Origin of the sequence: Paenibacillus sp. S25, assembly GCF_019454085.1 — a bacterium.
Lineage (GTDB): Bacteria > Bacillota > Bacilli > Paenibacillales > Paenibacillaceae > Paenibacillus > Paenibacillus polymyxa_B.
In genome coordinates, this window is the sequence record NZ_CP073683.1 from 2558191 (window position 1) to 2576662 (window position 18472).

The window sequence follows — 18472 nt, forward strand, 5'->3', positions numbered from 1 at the left end:
ATGACACAGCAAGATGTTCAATTGTTTTCGCTAAGCCAGCCACAGCAACGGATTTGGTATACGGAGCTTCTGTATCCTAATCGGAACACATCAACAATTATTGCAACAGTAAAAATCAGGGGAACTGTTCGCATAGATGCCTTGCAACAAGCAATGAACCGGGTGATTGCCCAAAATGATTCTTTCCGTATCAAGATCACTGCTCAGGATGGGATTCCATATCAATATGTAGAGCCGTTTACGGCGGAAAGTATAGAAACGCTCCAAGTTACCCCGGAAGAAGCAAAGGAATGGTTAAAGCGCTATAATCCACAGCCATTCTCATTGTTGGATTCGCAGTTGTACCGATTTGTTATCTTGCAGCTCGGAGCAGAAGAAACATGGTTTAATTTTAAAATGCATCATATTATTTCAGACGGTGTGTCCATGAATCAGGCCATTAATGAAATCACCGGACATTATATGGATATTGTGCATGGTACAGGTCAAGATGCACCGACCAAAGGCAATCCCTATCTGGATTTTATCCAGGTAGAGCAAAGCTATGAGCAATCAGACCGTTATCAAAAGGACAAAACGTACTGGACAGAAAAGTTTGCCGATTTGCCAGAGACTACAGGTTTGAAATCATATAACCCACTAACACTGAGCACAGCTGCACGCCGGGAGAGCTTTATACTGGAACATGAGTTGTATCGTGGTGTTACGGCTTTTTGCGAGGAACATAAAATTAGTATTTTTACGTTCTTCCTGGCAGCTCTGTATATTTATTTGCATAAAGTGACGGGAGAGCAGGACTTAACCGTGGGGACACTCTATGCCAATCGTACGTCTAAGAAGGAAAAGGATACTATCGGTATGTTCGTCAGCACCGTGGCTACGCGTCTGTTGGTCGAACCAGAATCCGAACTGCTGACCTTCCTGCAGGGTGTAGGGAAGGAGCAGGCGTCCATTTTGCGGCATCAGCGTTACCCATACAACAAAATTATTCAGGATTTGCGTGAACAGCAAAGCAGTCTGGACATTCAGCGTCTGTTTGGTGCTTCTATTCAGTACCGTACATTGAGTTTCTCCCGGTTTGATGAAGCCATTCAACAGGTAGATAACGATTTCTGCGGAGATACGGTGAACGACTTCGATATTCACATGGTTGAAATGCTGGATGACGATAGACTCGTGCTGTATCTGGATTATCGTACCGAGCTGTTTAGTGAACAGGAAATTGCTCGAATTATTCGACAATTTTTGAGTGTAGCGGAGCATATGGTGCAGGGCCCACACAAGCGGATACAGGAATTGTCGCTGATCAGTGAGGAAGAACGGGCGCAAATCGTCGACGTATTCAATGCTACTGCGGTGGAATATCCACACGAAGCAGGCATTCATGAGTTGTTTGAGGAACAGGCTGAACGTACACCGAATCAGACAGCAGTTGTGTTCGGAAATGCCCGTTTAACTTATGGCGAACTGAATATAAAAGCAAATCGACTGGCTCACACGTTGCGCGGACACGGTGTTACCGCCGAGCAAACTGTAGGTATCGTTGCTGAGCGTTCCACGGATATGATTGTCGGCATGTTGGCGATTCTCAAAGCGGGCGGCGCATATGTGCCGATTGACCCAGATTATCCGGCTGAACGTGTACGTTACCTGCTGGAAGATTCGGGGGCGAAGTTGCTGCTGGTGCAGCATACAGAACAGCAACTGGAGGAATACACCGGAATCGTACTGGATCTGAGCGATGCTAAGGTGTACGGGGCAGAGAATGACCAAGGCTTGAATACCGTACATTGGGAGCAAAACGAGGCTTATCATGCGGATTATGCCGATTATACTAATCTGAAAAATGAGATTTTAAATGAATCATCCTCGTCTGTCATAGACAGCACTGCTGGAGAACAAGAACGTAAATTTGGAAACCGACTAGCTTATTTGATGTACACTTCGGGCACGACCGGACAGCCCAAAGGGGTTATGGTAGAACATCGCAATGTCGTGCGTTTGGTGAAAAGTACAAACTATGCGCAATTAGATGCTGATACACGCATTTTGCAAACTGGCGCCGTTGTCTTTGACGCGTCTACCTTCGAAATTTGGGGTGCGCTATTGAATGGTGGACAGCTCGTGCTGGTAAGTCAGGATGTCATTTTGGACGCTCCAAAGCTCAAGGAAGCCGTGCGCAACCATGGTATCACGACAATGTGGCTGACTGCGCCGCTCTTTAACCAGTTATCTCAGCAGGACTTGGAGCTGTTTGAGGGGGTACAAGAACTGCTGGTCGGTGGTGATGTGCTGTCCGTACCGCACATTAACCGGGTGCTGGAGGCTCATCCGTCCCTGCGGATCATTAACGGCTATGGGCCGACAGAAAATACAACTTTTTCTACAACTCATGCGATTGCCAGCGTGCAATTGGAAGCGGTGCCGATTGGGCGTCCGATTCACAACTCCACAGCGTATGTCGTAGACCGTTCCATGCAGCTTCAGCCTGTTGGGGCATGGGGGGAGTTGATCGTCGGCGGTGACGGGGTGGCACGTGGCTACCGGAACCGTCCGGATTTAACGGCTGAAAAGTTTGTAGACAGCCCGTTCCGCAGCGGAGAGCGCTGCTACCGCACAGGCGATTTGGTGCGCTGGAATGAGGACGGGACGTTGGAATACAAAGGACGGATTGACGCACAGGTGAAAATCCGTGGCTACCGGATTGAGTTGGGCGAGGTGGAAGCACAGCTGCTGAAGCTGCAGGCGGTGCAAGAAGCCGTCGTCATTGCACGTGAGGATGAGCAGGGGCAAAAGCAGCTCTGTGCATATGTAGTCACCCTTGCGGATATCGCAGCTAGTGAGCTGCGAAGCGCCTTGAGCCAAGAATTGCCGGGTTACATGGTACCGTCATATTTTGTGCAGCTGGAGCAATTGCCGTTGACACCAAATGGCAAAGTGGATCGTCGGGCATTGCCGCAACCAGAAGGAAGTGTGGATTCCGGTGAGGATTACGTAGAGGCACGTAATGAGGTAGAACGTACGCTAGTGTCCGTGTGGAAATCTGTACTTGGTATTGAGCATATTGGTGTGCTGGATAACTTTTTCCATCTGGGGGGCGACTCGATTAAGGCCATCCAGGTGTCTTCAAGACTGCTGCAAAATGGTTACAAGCTGGAAATGAGGGAGTTATTCCAGTATCCGACGATTGCAGAGCTGAATGGACGAGTGCAGCGGGTGAGCCGTGTTTCCGATCAAGGAGAAGTCAGTGGAAACGTGGCATTGACACCGATTCAACACTGGTTCATTGAACAGCAGCCATCCAATCCTGAACACTATAACCAGGCTCTGATGCTGCATCGTGAGGATCGATTGGATGAAACGGCGCTTCGTCAGGCACTGCAACGCATTGTCGAGCACCATGATGCTTTGCGCATCGTATTCCGCCAAAATGCGGACGGTGGGTATGAAGCATGGAACCGTGGCGTGCAAGAAGGAGAATTGTACAGCCTCGAAGTAGTTGATTTTACAAATGAGTCTGACTTTGCTCATTTGCTGGAGAACAAAGCCAGCGAAATTCAAAGCAGTATCCGTCTAGATGAAGGCCCTTTGGTGAAGCTGGGTCTGTTCCGTTGCACCGATGGAGACCATTTGTTGGTAGCGATCCACCATTTTGTGGTCGACGGCGTGTCTTGGCGTATTTTGCTAGAGGATTTGGCATCCGGTTATGAGCAGGCTTTACAGGGCGAGTCTGTCCGTTTACCCAACAAAACGGATTCCTTCCGTCTGTGGGCAGATCAGCTATCCGCTTATGCGAACAGTGGAGCGTTGGAGGATGAGCGTGCGTATTGGGAGCAGATTGAACAAGCAGGGAAGAGTCAGGCATCCTTGCCTAAAGATTACACTCGTAAATCTCAGGCTAAGCCACAGCTTCGCGATGATCGGACACTGACAGTAGCGTGGACGGTAGAAGAAACGGAACAATTCTTGAAACAAGCTCATCGTGCCTACAATACGGAAGCAAACGACCTGTTGCTGACAGCTTTGGGCACTGCAATTCAGGAGTGGGCAGGCATCCGTCAGGTGCTTGTAAATCTTGAGGGGCACGGACGGGAAGCCATTTTGCCGGATGTGGATATTACGCGGACAATCGGTTGGTTTACCAGCCAATTCCCGGTTGTACTCGATATGGGCGAGGAACAGAATGTGGGACGGCGTGTCAAAAACGTCAAAGAAGGACTGCGCCGTTTGCCGCATAAAGGGATTGGATATGGGATTTTGAGATATCTTGCTGACAGGGAAGGGGAAGCACCTTTTATCAGCGAGCCGGAAATCAGCTTTAACTATCTCGGACAATTCGATCAGGATTTAAAGAATAATGCCTTTCGCATGTCTCCTTATTCCATCGGAGCTTCCATTAGTGACACGTTAACCAAGCGGTATGCTTTGGATATCAACGGCATGATCACGGACGGTGCGCTGGAGTTGACGATCAGCTATAGCAACAAAATGTTCATGAAAAAGTCAATCAAAAAGCTGGCTGATCTGCTTCAGGAGAGCTTGCGTGAGGTATTGGCTCACTGTGTGGAAAAAGAGTTGCCAGAGCTGACGCCAAGCGATTTGTCCTTCCAAGGACTGACGGCTGTAGAGCTGGATCATATTGTAGAGCAAACCGCTGCTGCGGGAGAACTGGAAAACATTTATTCGTTAACACCCATGCAAAAAGGTATCCTGTTCCACGGCATAATGGAGCCGAAATCCGGGGCGTACTTTGAGCAGGCGACATTTGATCTGCAAGGCAGCTTTCAAGTGGAGGCTTTTGCTGAAAGCTTAAATCAACTGGTGGATCGCCATCAAATATTCAGAACGAATTTTTATAGCGGCTGGAATGAGCAGCCTTTACAGGTAGTGTACCGCCATAAAGCGGCTGGATTCTGTTTTGAAGATGTACGTTCACTGGGACAAGGAGAGCAGGACGCATACATTGCTGATTTTGCTGAGCGTGACAAAGCCGAAGGCTTTAATTTCAGCTCAGGCGAGCTGATGCGGGTGTCTATTTTGCGTACAGGTGAGGAGTCGTACCGTTTTGTGTGGAGCTTCCACCATATTTTGATGGACGGCTGGTGCTTGTTCCTGGTTGTGGGGGAAGCATTTAATACGTACTTTGCCATCCTCGAAGACCGCAAGCTGGAGCTTGTCCCGATAACGCCATACAGCGAATATATTGAATGGCTGGAGCGACAGGACAACGTGGAGGCTGAACGGTTCTGGAGTGATTACTTTGCTGGTTTCGAGCAGCAGACGTTATTGCCGCAGGCAAAACAGCTGGACGGTCACGCGAAAGAATATGAAGCGGACAAGCTTTCGTTTACACTGGGCCGCGAAGTGACGGAACGGATAAACAAGCTGGTTAAGCAAAAGCAAGTGACGGTCAACACCCTTCTGCAAGCAGCATGGGGCGTTGTGCTGCAACGGTATAACAACAGTCGGGATGTTGTATTTGGCAGTGTCGTATCCGGCAGATCAGCGGATATTCCGGGCATAGACAAAATGATTGGTTTGTTCATTAATACGGTTCCTGTACGGATTCACAGTGAGAAAGATATCACGTTTGCTGCGTTAATGAAGCAGATACAGGAGCAGGCACTGGCTTCCCGTGCTTATGAAACCTATCCGTTGTATGAAATTCAGGCCCTGACAGAGCAAAAGCAGGACCTGGTGAACCATATTATGGTGTTTGAAAACTACCCAGTGGAACAGCGTATGGAGCAAATGGGTAGCCGTGGTGAGAATGGTTTTACGATTGCAAATGCTTCCGTATCGGAGCAAACGAACTATGATTTCAACATTACGGTTGTGCCAGGTGATGAAATTCATGTCCATTTGGAGTACAACGCGCGAGTATTGGAACGCACAGCTATAGAGCAAATCCGCGAGCATTTGCTGCATATTATTGAAGAAGCGATTAACAGACCAGATGCGCTGGTAGATGAGCTTGAGTTGGTGACTGCTTCGGAAAAAGCAAAAATCATCGACGGTTTTGGATCAGTGGGCGTATCTGCATGGAGTGATGAAAAGCAATCAGAAGGGGTGTTCCACGCCTATGTGGAAGAACAAGCGCAGCTTGTGCCGGATTACGTGGCAGTTGTATATGAGGTGCGGCAGCTTACATACCGTGAGCTGAACGAGCGTGCGAACCAGCTTGCCCGCCGATTGCGGAATGAAGGCATTGGGCGCGAATCCATTGTTGGTATTTTGAGCGAGCGTTCGGTGGACATGCTGGTCGGCGTATTGGCGGTGTGGAAGGCCGGCGGTGCGTACGTGCCGCTGGATGCAGATTATCCGTCCGAACGAATCCGCTTTATGCTGGAGGACAGCGGCGCTACGGTGCTACTGACTCAAACAGGTTTGCAGGAGCGTGCCCAAGCATGGCTGGAGGAAAGCCGACAGGCCTTGGCTGGAGGGCAGTCTGAGGGCGAGTTGGAGACAGCAGCTGGCGCTGAGACGATGGAAAGAGACAGCCTTAATGAGGGATTAAGCTTGAAATCAGATTCGGAGTCTGATAGCGAAGTAGCATCCGAATCCGCAGCGCACTTGCGTCTGCACACCGTACTGGCGCTGGACGATGAGTCGCTGTATACCGGGGATGCCACGGATGTGGAACATATCAATGAGCCGCAGGATCTGGCGTATGTGATCTACACGTCCGGTACAACGGGACGTCCAAAAGGGGTCATGATTGAGCATCGCAGCTTGGTGAATACGGCTGCGGCCTACCGCCGGGATTACCGTCTGAACCAGTTCCCGGTACGGCTGCTACAACTGGCAAGCTTCTCCTTCGACGTGTTCGTCGGCGATATTGCGCGGACGCTTTATAACGGCGGAACGATGGTTATCTGTCCGAAGGACGACCGGATTGATCCAAGCCGCCTGTATGGCTGGATTCGTGATTATCAGATTACGGTGTTCGAATCAACTCCGGCCTTGATTGTACCGTTTATGCAGCATGTGCATGAACAGGGACTGGACATGAGCAGTCTGGAATTGCTGATTACCAGCTCGGATAGCTGCAGCGTGACGGATTACCGGGTGCTGCAAGAACGATTTGGTGCGGATATTCGCATTATGAACAGCTACGGCGTCACGGAAGCGGCAATCGACTCCAGCTTCTACGACGAAGAACTGTCGAAGCTGCCAAGCAGCGGCAGTGTACCGATTGGTCAGGCGTGGCTGAACGCACGCTTCTACATCGTGGACAGCCAGCTGAATCCGGTGCCGATCGGTGTGCTGGGCGAGCTGTGCATTGGCGGAGCCGGGGTAGCACGGGGATACCTGAATCGTGCGGACCTGACGGCCGAGAAGTTCGTAGCGAACCCGTATGTAGCCGGTGAACGATTGTACCGCACAGGTGACCTCGCGCGGTGGATGCCAGACGGCAATGTGGACTTTATCGGCCGGATGGACTATCAAGTGAAAATCCGGGGCTACCGGATCGAGCTGGGCGAGATTGAAACGGCAATCCAGCGGGTGCCGGGTGTGCGTCAAGCGGTAGTCATCGACCGGACGGATGAGCGTGGACACAAGTACTTGTGCGGGTACATCACAGGAGAAACCGAGCTGCGGATCGAGGAGGTACAGGCCGAGCTGGAAGCAGGGCTGCCAGCGCACATGGTACCTGCACGCTTGATGCGACTGGAGACGATCCCGCTGACTAGCAATGGAAAAATCGACCGCAAGGCCTTGCCGGAACCGGAAGGAAGCATCCATACCGGCGCAGCCTATGTGGCACCGCGTACCACGGTGGAACAGGTTTTAGCTTCAGTATGGGCCGGGGTGCTGGGTGCCGAAACGGTAGGCACGCAGGATAACTTCTTTGAACTGGGCGGCGATTCGATCAAAGCATTGCAAGTATCATCCCGATTGCTGCAAGCAGGGTATCGACTGGACATGAAGGATTTGTTTAGCAATCCGACGGTAGCGTCACTCAGTCCTTTGCTTCGTACAGATGGCAAGATTGCCAGCCAGGAAGAGGCAGTAGGTAAGGTAGATCTGACACCCATTCAACGGTGGTTCTTCGAGCAGCAGCCGGTTGATCTGCACCACAGCAACCAGGCGATGATGCTGTATCGAGCTGGGCGCTTTGATGTCGACGCGCTGCGCCGTACGATGGAACGTATTGTCCAGCATCATGACGCATTGCGCACTGTATTCCGTGAGACGGAGCAAGGCTATGCCGCTTGGAACCGCAGTGTGGTGGAAGGTGAGCTATACACGCTGGACATCGTAGATTTTAGCAGAGTTGAAGACGAATCCACCGCTGTAGAAGCCAAGGCGAGTGAAATTCAAGCAAGCATTCACTTGAGCGAGGGTCCACTTGTGAAGCTCGGTCTGTTCCATTGCGCTGAGGGCGATCATTTGCTAATCGTCATTCATCATTTGGTCGTGGACGGTGTATCGTGGCGTATTTTGCTGGAGGACCTGGCATCGGGTTATGAGCAGGCCGTTGCAGGTAAAACAGGCACAGCTATTCGACTGCCGCATAAAACAGATTCGTTCCAGGCATGGGCTAAACAGCTGTCAGCCTACGCGAATCGTGCGACGATAGGGCGGGAGCTCGCATACTGGCAGCATATCGAACAAGCAGAAGCCAGTCTTGCGAAGCCTTTGCCGAAGGATTTTGCGAATGACAATGCACTGCTTGGGGACAGTGAGGTTGTGACGGTCCGCTGGACGAAGCAGGAAACCGAGCAGCTGCTCAAACAAGCTCATCGCGCATACAACACGGAAATGAATGATCTGTTGCTGGCTGCGCTCGGAAAAGCCGTCTATGACTGGTCTGGTTCCGAACGAGTGCTGGTCAACCTGGAAGGCCATGGACGGGAAGCCATTGTACCGAATGTAGATATTACGCGGACAGTCGGCTGGTTTACGAGCCAGTTCCCGGTTGTTCTGGATGGAAGTCTGGGACAGGGAGGAAATACCGCTCGTCTGATCAAACGGGTCAAGGAAGGGCTGCGTCATATTCCGCAAAAAGGCATCGGCTATGGTATTTTACGATACCTGTCGGATACGAATGTTCTGGAGAAAGCAGACGTGCAGTTAAAGGCGCAGCCTGAGATCAGTTTTAACTATTTGGGCCAATTCGATCAGGATTATAAAGGCAATGATCTGGAGCCTTCCTCCTATTCCATCGGTGTGCCTGTCAGCACGAATGCGGCTATGGATTTTGCGCTGGATATCAATGGAGTCATCGAGGATGGCGAACTGATTTTCACGATTCGCTACGGTACCACACAATTCCGGCATGAAACGATTGCACGGCTTGGAGAACTACTGGCATCCGGCTTGCGTGAGGTGATTCATCATTGTGTCGCCCAAGAAAGAACGGTGTTGACCCCAAGTGATGTCCTGTTAAACCATGTAACGCTGGATGAGCTGGAGCAATTGGTGAAGGATACGCGAGATCTGGGTGAACTGGAAAATGTGTATGCCTTGACACCGATGCAAAAGGGCATGCTCTTCTTCAGTCTGATGGATGAAAATTCGGCAGCTTATTTTGAACAGGCCACCTTTGAGTTGAACGGTCGCTTTGATGTGGTTGCTTTCGGCAAAAGCTTTGACCTGCTCGTACAACGTCATGAGGCATTGCGGACGAACTTTATCAGTTCATGGAAGGATGAGCCTGTACAGGTCGTCTTCCGCAACCGTAGCGGACAATTATATTATGAAGACTTGCGCGGACTAGAAAAAGAGGAACGAGAAGCTCGTGTTGAAGCTTTTGCCATCGAGGATAAAGCGAAAGGATTCAATCTCGCAGAGGATGCACTCATTCGTGTCTCCATTCTGCAAACTGGGGATGAAACGTACCACTTTGTTTGGAGCTTCCATCACATTTTGATGGATGGCTGGTGCTTGTCCTTTATGACACAGGAGGTATTTGGCAGCTATCTGGCACTTCGTGCGGGTGAGGAGCCAGTACTGGAGCCTGTCACGCCGTTCAGTCGTTTTATTGAATGGTTGGAGCGTCAGGATCGTGAGGCGTCCCTGCAATACTGGAGCAGGTATCTGGCTGATTATGAGCAGCAAATTACGCTTCCACAGCAAAAAACACAGCCTAAATCCATACAAGCCGGGGAATATGTCGCTGAAGATATGGAATGTGACTTCCAGCCAGAGCTGGTGGCTCAGATCGAGCGGGTGGCGAAGCAAAATCAGGTGACGGTCAATACGCTGATTCAGACAGTATGGGGCGTTCTGTTGCAAAAATATAATAACAGTTCGGATGTCGTGTTCGGCAGCGTTGTGTCCGGTCGTCCAGGGGATATTCCAGGTGTGGAGCACATGATCGGGCTATTCATTAATACGATTCCAGTGCGCGTGCAGTCAGAAGAGGGCGAAGCCTTTAACGAGCTGATGAAACGAACACAGCAGCAAGCGCTGGCTTCCAATGCCTATGATGCCTTCCCGCTGTATGAAATTCAAGCACTCACCGAGCAGAAGCAGGATTTAATCAATCATATTATGATATTTGAAAATTATCCGGTGGAGCAACAGGTAGAGCAGCTGGGAGGTAAAGGACAGGAACCATTCACGATTTCGAATGTGGTGGCTACAGAGCAAACCAACTACGATCTGAACGTAGCTGTTATGCCGGGAGAAGGTATTAAGGTTCGGTTTATGTATAATACGCTCTGCTTTGATCGGAAAGGCATTGAGCGTCTGTATGGACATTTTACCCGTCTCTTGGAGCAAATTTCGCTCAACCCAAATGTTCGGGTTGAAGAGTTGGAATTGGTCACAGTAGCGGAAAAGCAACAGATTACAGCAGCATTTAATGACACTGCTTGTGCATTTCCGTCCAAACAGACGATCCATCAGCTGTTCGAGGATCAGGTGGAGTGTACGCCAGATCAGGTGGCATTGGTGTTTGGAAATCAGAGTCTGACTTATCGGGAACTGAATGAACGTGCGAATTCATTGGCCCGAATGCTTCAAGCCCAGGGAGTAGGACCTGACAAACTGGTCGGTCTGATGGTGCAGCGCTCCGTGGAAATGATCGTAGGTCTGCTGGCCGTTCTAAAAGCAGGTGGTGCTTATGTGCCGATCGATCCCGAATTTCCGTCCTCTCGTATTGAATACATGCTGGAAGATAGCGAGGCCGCAGTGCTTCTGACCCGTCGTGAGCTGGCAGAAGAGCACCATTGCCATGCCAATACCCTGTTTCTTGAGGATGCCGCAATGTATCAGGGAGAAAGCAGCAACCTGGAGACGATTGCCCGCCCAGAGCATTTGGCTTACGTCATCTATACCTCAGGTTCGACGGGAAATCCGAAAGGAGTTATGCTTCAGCATCGCTCGGTCCTCAACTTTATAACCGGGATGCACCAAGCCATTGACTTTGAAGCGAGCCAAACGATGTTGTCACTCACGACCATTTCATTTGATATTTTCGTGTTGGAAACCATCCTGCCGCTGCTGGGTGGAATGACGGTTGTGCTGGGCGACCGCCAGCAGCAGGTGAACCCGCAGGCACTGGGTGAGTTGATTACTCAACAATCTATTGAGATGCTGCAAATGACCCCATCCCGGTTGCAAATGCTGCTGGGTCATGAAGTAGGTTCGCGTGCGCTGCAAAACGTAAGGGTCATTATGGTCGGGGGTGAAGCCCTTCCGTCCAAGCTGCTCACAGCACTGCAAGCCATAAAAGGTCCGCGCATTTATAACATGTACGGCCCTACAGAAACGACGGTGTGGTCGGCCGTACAGGAACTGACTTATGCTGAGGACATTAATATCGGACGTCCTATTGCGAATACGCAAATCTATATCCTAAATGCGAGTGGAGAATTGCAGCCCGTTGGTGTACCGGGTGAGTTATGTATTGCAGGGGAAGGCTTGGCTCGTGGGTATTGGAAACGCGAAGAACTGACGGCCGAGAAATTTGTAAATAATCCGTTTGCTGATGGCAAGGCAGGCCATGAGCGGATGTACCATACAGGCGACTTGGCGAGATGGACGCCGGACGGCAACATTGAATATTTGGGGCGGATGGACCATCAGGTGAAAATTCGGGGCTACCGGATCGAACTGGGCGAGATCGAATCGCAGTTGTTGCAGGTGGAGTCGGTACAAGAAGCGGTCATCATGGCCCGTGGGGACGAAACGGGCCAAACACAGCTCGTGGCGTACTACGTCGCGAGTCAAGAGCTTGGAGCCGGTGAACTGAGACATGAGCTGGGGCGGGAGCTGCCAAGCTATATGATGCCGTCGTATTTCATTCAGTTGGAGCAGATGCCGCTGACACCAAACGGTAAAACCGACCGCAAGTCCCTGCCGGCACCGGAAGGCAGCCTGCAAAGCGGAGCGGATTATGTAGAGCCGCGCACTGCACCGGAACGGGCACTCGTAGCGGTCTGGCAATCCGTCCTGGGCGTGCCAACCGTCGGAATGTTGGACAATTTCTTTGACCTGGGTGGCGATTCGATCAAGGCGATTCAAATCGTGTCCCGTGCGTTCCAGGCAGGCTACAAGCTGGACATGAAGGATTTGTTCCGCTATCCCATCGTTGCAACCCTGGCACCGCATATGCACGAGGTCAGTCGTATGGTAGAACAGGGAGAAGTGAGCGGAGAAACGGCGTTGCTTCCGATCCAGCACGGGTTCTTTGCACAGGAGCAAGTGGATGCGCATCACTTTAATCAGGCCGTTATGCTGCACCGGGAGCAGGGGTTTGACGAAGCTGCTTTGCGTCAGGCGCTTGGCAAATTAACAGAGCATCATGATGCTCTGCGGATGGTGTTCAGCAAGACCGAGCAAGGCTATAAAGCATGGAACCGCGGAATACAGGAAGGCGAGCTGTATCACCTGGACGTGCTGGACTTTAGCAATTTGACGGATGAAGCCATGCTCAGCGCGGCAATTGAGGCGAAAGCTACCGAAATTCAAAGCAGTATCCAGCTTCAAGAAGGACCACTGTTAAAGGCTGGTTTGTTCCACTGTGCCGATGGGGATCATCTGCTGATGGTGATTCACCATTTGGTGGTGGACGGGGTATCCTGGCGTATTTTGTTTGAGGATTTGGCTACTGCCTATGAACAGGCCGTTCATCAGGAAGTGCTTCAGCTACCGGACAAAACGGATTCCTTCCGTTCCTGGTCACAAAGACTCTCCGCATATGCGAATAGCCCAGCCATGGACAGTGAACACGCCTATTGGGAGCAATGGAACACAGCCGCTTGGGCTGACCAAGTACGTTTGCCTGAGGATCAAGCGCAGGCTGAGCCCTTTACCTTGGCTGACACGGATACAGTGGTCGTCCAGCTTACGGAAGAAGAGACCGAACGGCTGTTGAAGCAAGCGCACCGTGCATATAACACGGAAGTGAACGATCTGCTCCTGACTGCTTTGGGCATGATGCTGTACACATGGACCGGCCATGAACGCAGCCTGATCAATCTGGAGGGACACGGACGTGAGGACATTTTGCCGGATACGGACATTTCTCGTACGGTAGGCTGGTTTACGAGTCAATATCCGGTATTGCTAGACATCGGTCGTGATCACGCTTTGTCGGGACGCATCAAACAGGTCAAAGAGAGCCTGCGTCATATTCCGAATAAAGGATTGGGCTACGGAATCTGGAGATATTTGAGTGAATCCGGCCAAGCGGTTGGTTATCAAGCTTTTGCCGAGCCACAAGTGAGCTTCAATTACCTCGGTCAGTTTGATCAGGACTTGCAAAACAGCGATATGCGTAGGTCTCCTTACTCGATTGGATCGGTCGTTAGTGACCGGACGAAGATGAAATATGCTCTGGATGTGAGCGGAATCGTAACGAACGGTGTCCTGGAACTGGACATTCGGTATAACGGCAAAGCCTTCCGTAAGGACACAGTCCACATGCTGGCTAATCTGTTAAAATCCAACCTGCTTGAAATGATCGAGCATTGTGTCACACAGGAGCGGACCGAATTGACTCCAAGTGATGTATTGCTAAAAGGTCTGACCCTGGAGCAATTAGATACGATTAAGGAGCAGACCAAGACGGTTGGGGAACTGGAAAATGTGTATCCGTTAACGCCCATGCAAAAGGGAATGCTGTTCCATAGTCTGATGAATGCAGAAACAGGCGTGTATTTTGAACAGGCGACCTTTGATCTGGAGGGGCACTTTGAACCGTCCCTATTCGAGGAAAGTCTGAAGCTGCTGGTAAGCCGACATGCGATATTACGGACGAATTTCTACAGCGGCTGGTATGGTCAACCGTTGCAGATCGTCTATCGTCATAAAAATCCGAGCTTCCGTTATGAGGATGTCCGAGGGCGTGAGCACGCTGTAGCTGAATTTGTGGCCCAGGACAAAGCTCAAAACTTTGATTTAGGCAAGGATGCGCTCATGCGCGTAACCGTCTTCCGCACGGGTGATAGCTCCTACCGTTTTGTATGGAGCTTCCATCATATGGTGATGGACGGCTGGTGCCTGTCGCTGGTGACGGACGAAGTGTTTGGTGCCTATGTTGCCCTGCTGGAGCACAAGCAGCCAGAACTCGCACCTGTCAAGCCGTATAGTGACTATATCGAATGGTTGGAAGATCAGGATACACAGGAAGCAACCCGTTATTGGAGCGACTATTTGGCGGACTTTGAGCAGCAAACCTTGTTGCCTGGTGAGAACGCGCAAGCTTCTGTAGTTGCACGGGATGAAGAACCAGACGGAAGCGGTGCGGGGTCCCATTCCGGCTATGTTTCGGAAAAGCTGCCATTTATGTTGGGTAAAGAACGGACCGCGGCATTGAACCAAATGGCCAAGCAACAACATGTCACGATTAACACATTGCTGCAAAGCGTGTGGGGCGTTATTTTACAGCAATACAATAATCATCAGGATGTTGTGTTTGGTGGTGTAGTATCCGGTCGTCCGGCAGACATTCCAGGCGTGGAGAACATGATCGGATTGTTTATCAACACGATTCCGGTACGCATTTGTAGTGCACCGGATGCTACATTTGCTGAAGTATTGCAGCGCACACAGGAGCAGGCTTTGGCCTCTGGTGTCTATGACACGTTCCCGCTATACGATATCCAGGCACTGACTGAACAAAAACAAGACCTGATTCATCACATTATGGTCTTTGAAAACTACCCGATCGGGCAACAGATGAAGCAGGTGGGCGGTTCTGGTGAGACAAGAGCACAAAATGGCTTCTCTATTGCCAATGTGGCACTTGCCGAGCAAACCAACTACGATTTCAACCTGATTGTCGTGCCTGACGAGGATATCTCCATCCTGCTTGAATACAATGCTCTGGTGTATAGTCGGTCTGCCATGGAGCGTATCCAGGGCCATATCGACCACGTCATCGGACAAATCGTGGACAATCCGAATATCCGTGTGAATGAGCTGGAATTGGTAACACCGCAAGAACAGGCACAGATCGTTCAGGTCTGGGGGGATACGGCGGCAGCCTATCCGCAGGATCAGACCTTAAGTGCGCTGTTCGAGCAGCAGGCGGCACGAACACCGGATCAGGTGGCAGTAATGTGCGGATCGGAGTCGTTGACCTACGCGGAGCTGAAAGAGCGAGCCAACCGTCTCGCACGCACCTTGCGTGCGGAAGGCGCCCAACCGGATCAGCCCGTGGGCATACTGATTCACCGTTCGCTGGACATGATCGTAGGCATCTACGCGATCCTCAAAGCAGGCGGAGCTTACGTGCCCATCGATCCAGAATATCCGGCGGATCGCATCCGCTTTATGCTGGAGGACTCGGGCGCGAAGCTGGTGCTGACGCAATCGCATTTGGCCGAGCAAGCATCACTGAGTTTCGACGGCCAGGTGCTGGTGCTGGATCGCGAGGACATATATCACGAAGACGGTTCGAATCTGGAGCCACTGGCTGGACCGCACCATGTAGCCTATGTCATCTATACCTCCGGCTCCACGGGGAAACCGAAGGGCGTGATGGTGGAGCATCATTCCGTTTTGAACCGGATTTTGTGGATGCATGATCGTTATGGCTTGAGTGCGGAAGATACGATTCTGCAAAAGACGGCCTTCACGTTCGACGTGTCGGTGTGGGAGCTGTTCTGGTGGTCGATGGTCGGCTCGAAGGTAAGCCTGCTGTCAGTCGGCGGGGAAAAGAACCCGGAAGACATCGTCGACACGATTGCCCGCGATGGCGTGAGTACGATGCACTTTGTACCCGCCATGCTGCATGCGTTCCTGGAGTATGTGGAGCAGCAGCCACGGGAAGTGATACAGGCGAAGCTGGGTACGTTGCGGCATGTCTTTGCCAGCGGCGAAGCCTTACCGCCACAGCATGTTGCACGATTCCAACGGCTTGTGTCGAGTCTAGCGGGAGCGAAGCTGATCAACCTGTATGGCCCAACCGAAGCGACGGTGGACGTATCGTACTTCGATTGCGAGCCGTCAGAGGAATATACGGTCATTCCAATCGGAAAACCGATTCAAAACATTCGTCTGTACATCGTGAAGGAAGGCACGGAGCAATTGCAGCCGATTGGGGTTGCAGGGGAGCTGTGCATCGGCGGTGTCGGCGTAGCACGTGGATATCTGAACCGTCCAGAGTTGACGGCAGAGAAATTCGTAGCCGATCCGTTTGCTGGCGGGGAAGCCGGGTATGAGCGGATGTACCGCACAGGCGATTTGGCGAGATGGATGCCGGACGGCAACATTGAATATCTGGGCCGGATCGACCATCAAGTCAAAATCCGGGGTTACCGGATTGAACTGGGCGAGGTCGAATCGCAGCTGCTGCAAGTGGAATCGGTACGCGAAGCCGTAGTCACGGCTCGTGCGGATGAAACGGGCCAAAAACAAATGGTGGCGTACTATATCGCGGGGCAAGAGATCGGTGCTAGCGAGCTGAGAAGTGAGCTGGGCCGGGAACTGCCAAGCTACATGGTGCCATCGTACTTTGTACAGCTAGAGCAAATGCCGCTGAGTCCAAATGGCAAAATTGACCGTAAGGCCCTGCCCGCACCGGAAGGCAGCCTGCAAACCGGAACGGATTATGCAGAGCCGCGTACCGCGCAAGAACGCGCTCTGGTAGCGGTCTGGCAGTCGGTACTGGGACTACAGACTGTCGGTATTTTGGACAATTTCTTTGATCTGGGCGGCGATTCGATCAAGGCGATCCAAATCGCATCGCGTGCGTTCCAGGCCGGCTATAAGCTGGACATGAAGGATTTGTTCCAGTATCCAACGGTTGCAACCCTGGCACCGCATATGCACGAGGTCAGCCGTATGGCAGATCAAGGAGAAGTGAGCGGGGAAACTGCTTTGCTTCCGATCCAGCATTGGTTCTTTGCGCAGGAGCGCGAGCGTCCGCAGCACTTTAATCAGGCGGTCATGCTCTATCGTGCCGAGGGCTTTGATGAGACAGCGGTTCGCCAAGTCATGGATCACATCGTGAAGCATCATGATGCGCTTCGTACGGTTTTCCGTCAGGCTTCATCCGGTTACGAGGCTTGGACACGCGGTGTAGATGAAGGCGCGTTGTATACGCTGGAAACCGCAGACTACCGTGAACAAGTAGCCTATGCGGAAGCGATGGAAGCGAAGGCAACAGAAATCCAAAGCAGCATCGACCTGTCCGCAGGACCTTTGGTCAAACTCGGATTGTTCCGTACAACCGAGGGCGACCATCTGCTCATAGCCATTCACCATTTGGTGATAGACGGGGTGTCGTGGCGGATTCTGTTTGAAGATTTCTCGACAGGCTACGAGCAGGCGATCAAGGGCGAGCCGGTACGATTGCCCTATAAGACGGATTCCTTCCAAACATGGGCACGGGAGCTGTCGTCTTACGCCAACCGTTCTGCGGAGGCATCGGATACAGTCTACTGGCAGCAGCTGGAACAGGCCAAAGCGGGAGCGGCGCCGCTGCCGAAGGATTTTGCCTACGAGGGTTCCTTGAATGCAGACAGCGAAGTGCTGACGGTAGAGTGGACCGAAGCTGAAACCCAGCAACTGTTAAAGCAGGCACATCGCGCCTATAACACCGAGGTCAATGATTTGCTGCTGACGGCGTTAGGATTGGCAATGCACAACTGGACAGGCGCAGGACAGGTGCTGGTGAATCTGGAGGGACATGGCCGGGAAACGATCCTGCCAGAGGTGGATATTACACGTACGCTAGGCTGGTTTACGAGCTTGTATCCGGTACTGCTGGACACAGATGTCAACCTGACGCTGGCCCAGCGGATTAAAGAAACGAAGGAAGGTCTGCGCCGGATTCCGCATAAAGGGCTGACGTATGGCACATGGCGCTACCTGTCCCCAGCGTTCGCGTCGGATGAAGCGCATGCGATTGGAGCAGAACCGGAAATCAGCTTTAACTATTTGGGACAGGTCGATCAGGATGTGCAAAACAGTGGAATCACATGGTCATCCTATAGTGCAGGGGAGACAGAGGATGCCCATTCACCGTTACTGTACACGCTGGATTTGAACGCGATGATCTCGGAAGGCA

General features: G+C 51.7%; 1 protein-coding gene (cut by a window edge). It reads left to right on the forward strand.

Annotation, left to right across the window (positions count from 1 at the left end):
* On the forward strand, positions 1-18472 hold the 5' portion of the coding sequence (locus KAI37_RS11475) for a non-ribosomal peptide synthase/polyketide synthase (protein ID WP_220031290.1). The gene runs 23741 nt beyond the window's last position; only the first 18472 of its 42213 coding nucleotides appear in the window; it begins with the start codon at positions 1-3; the stop codon falls past the right edge of the window.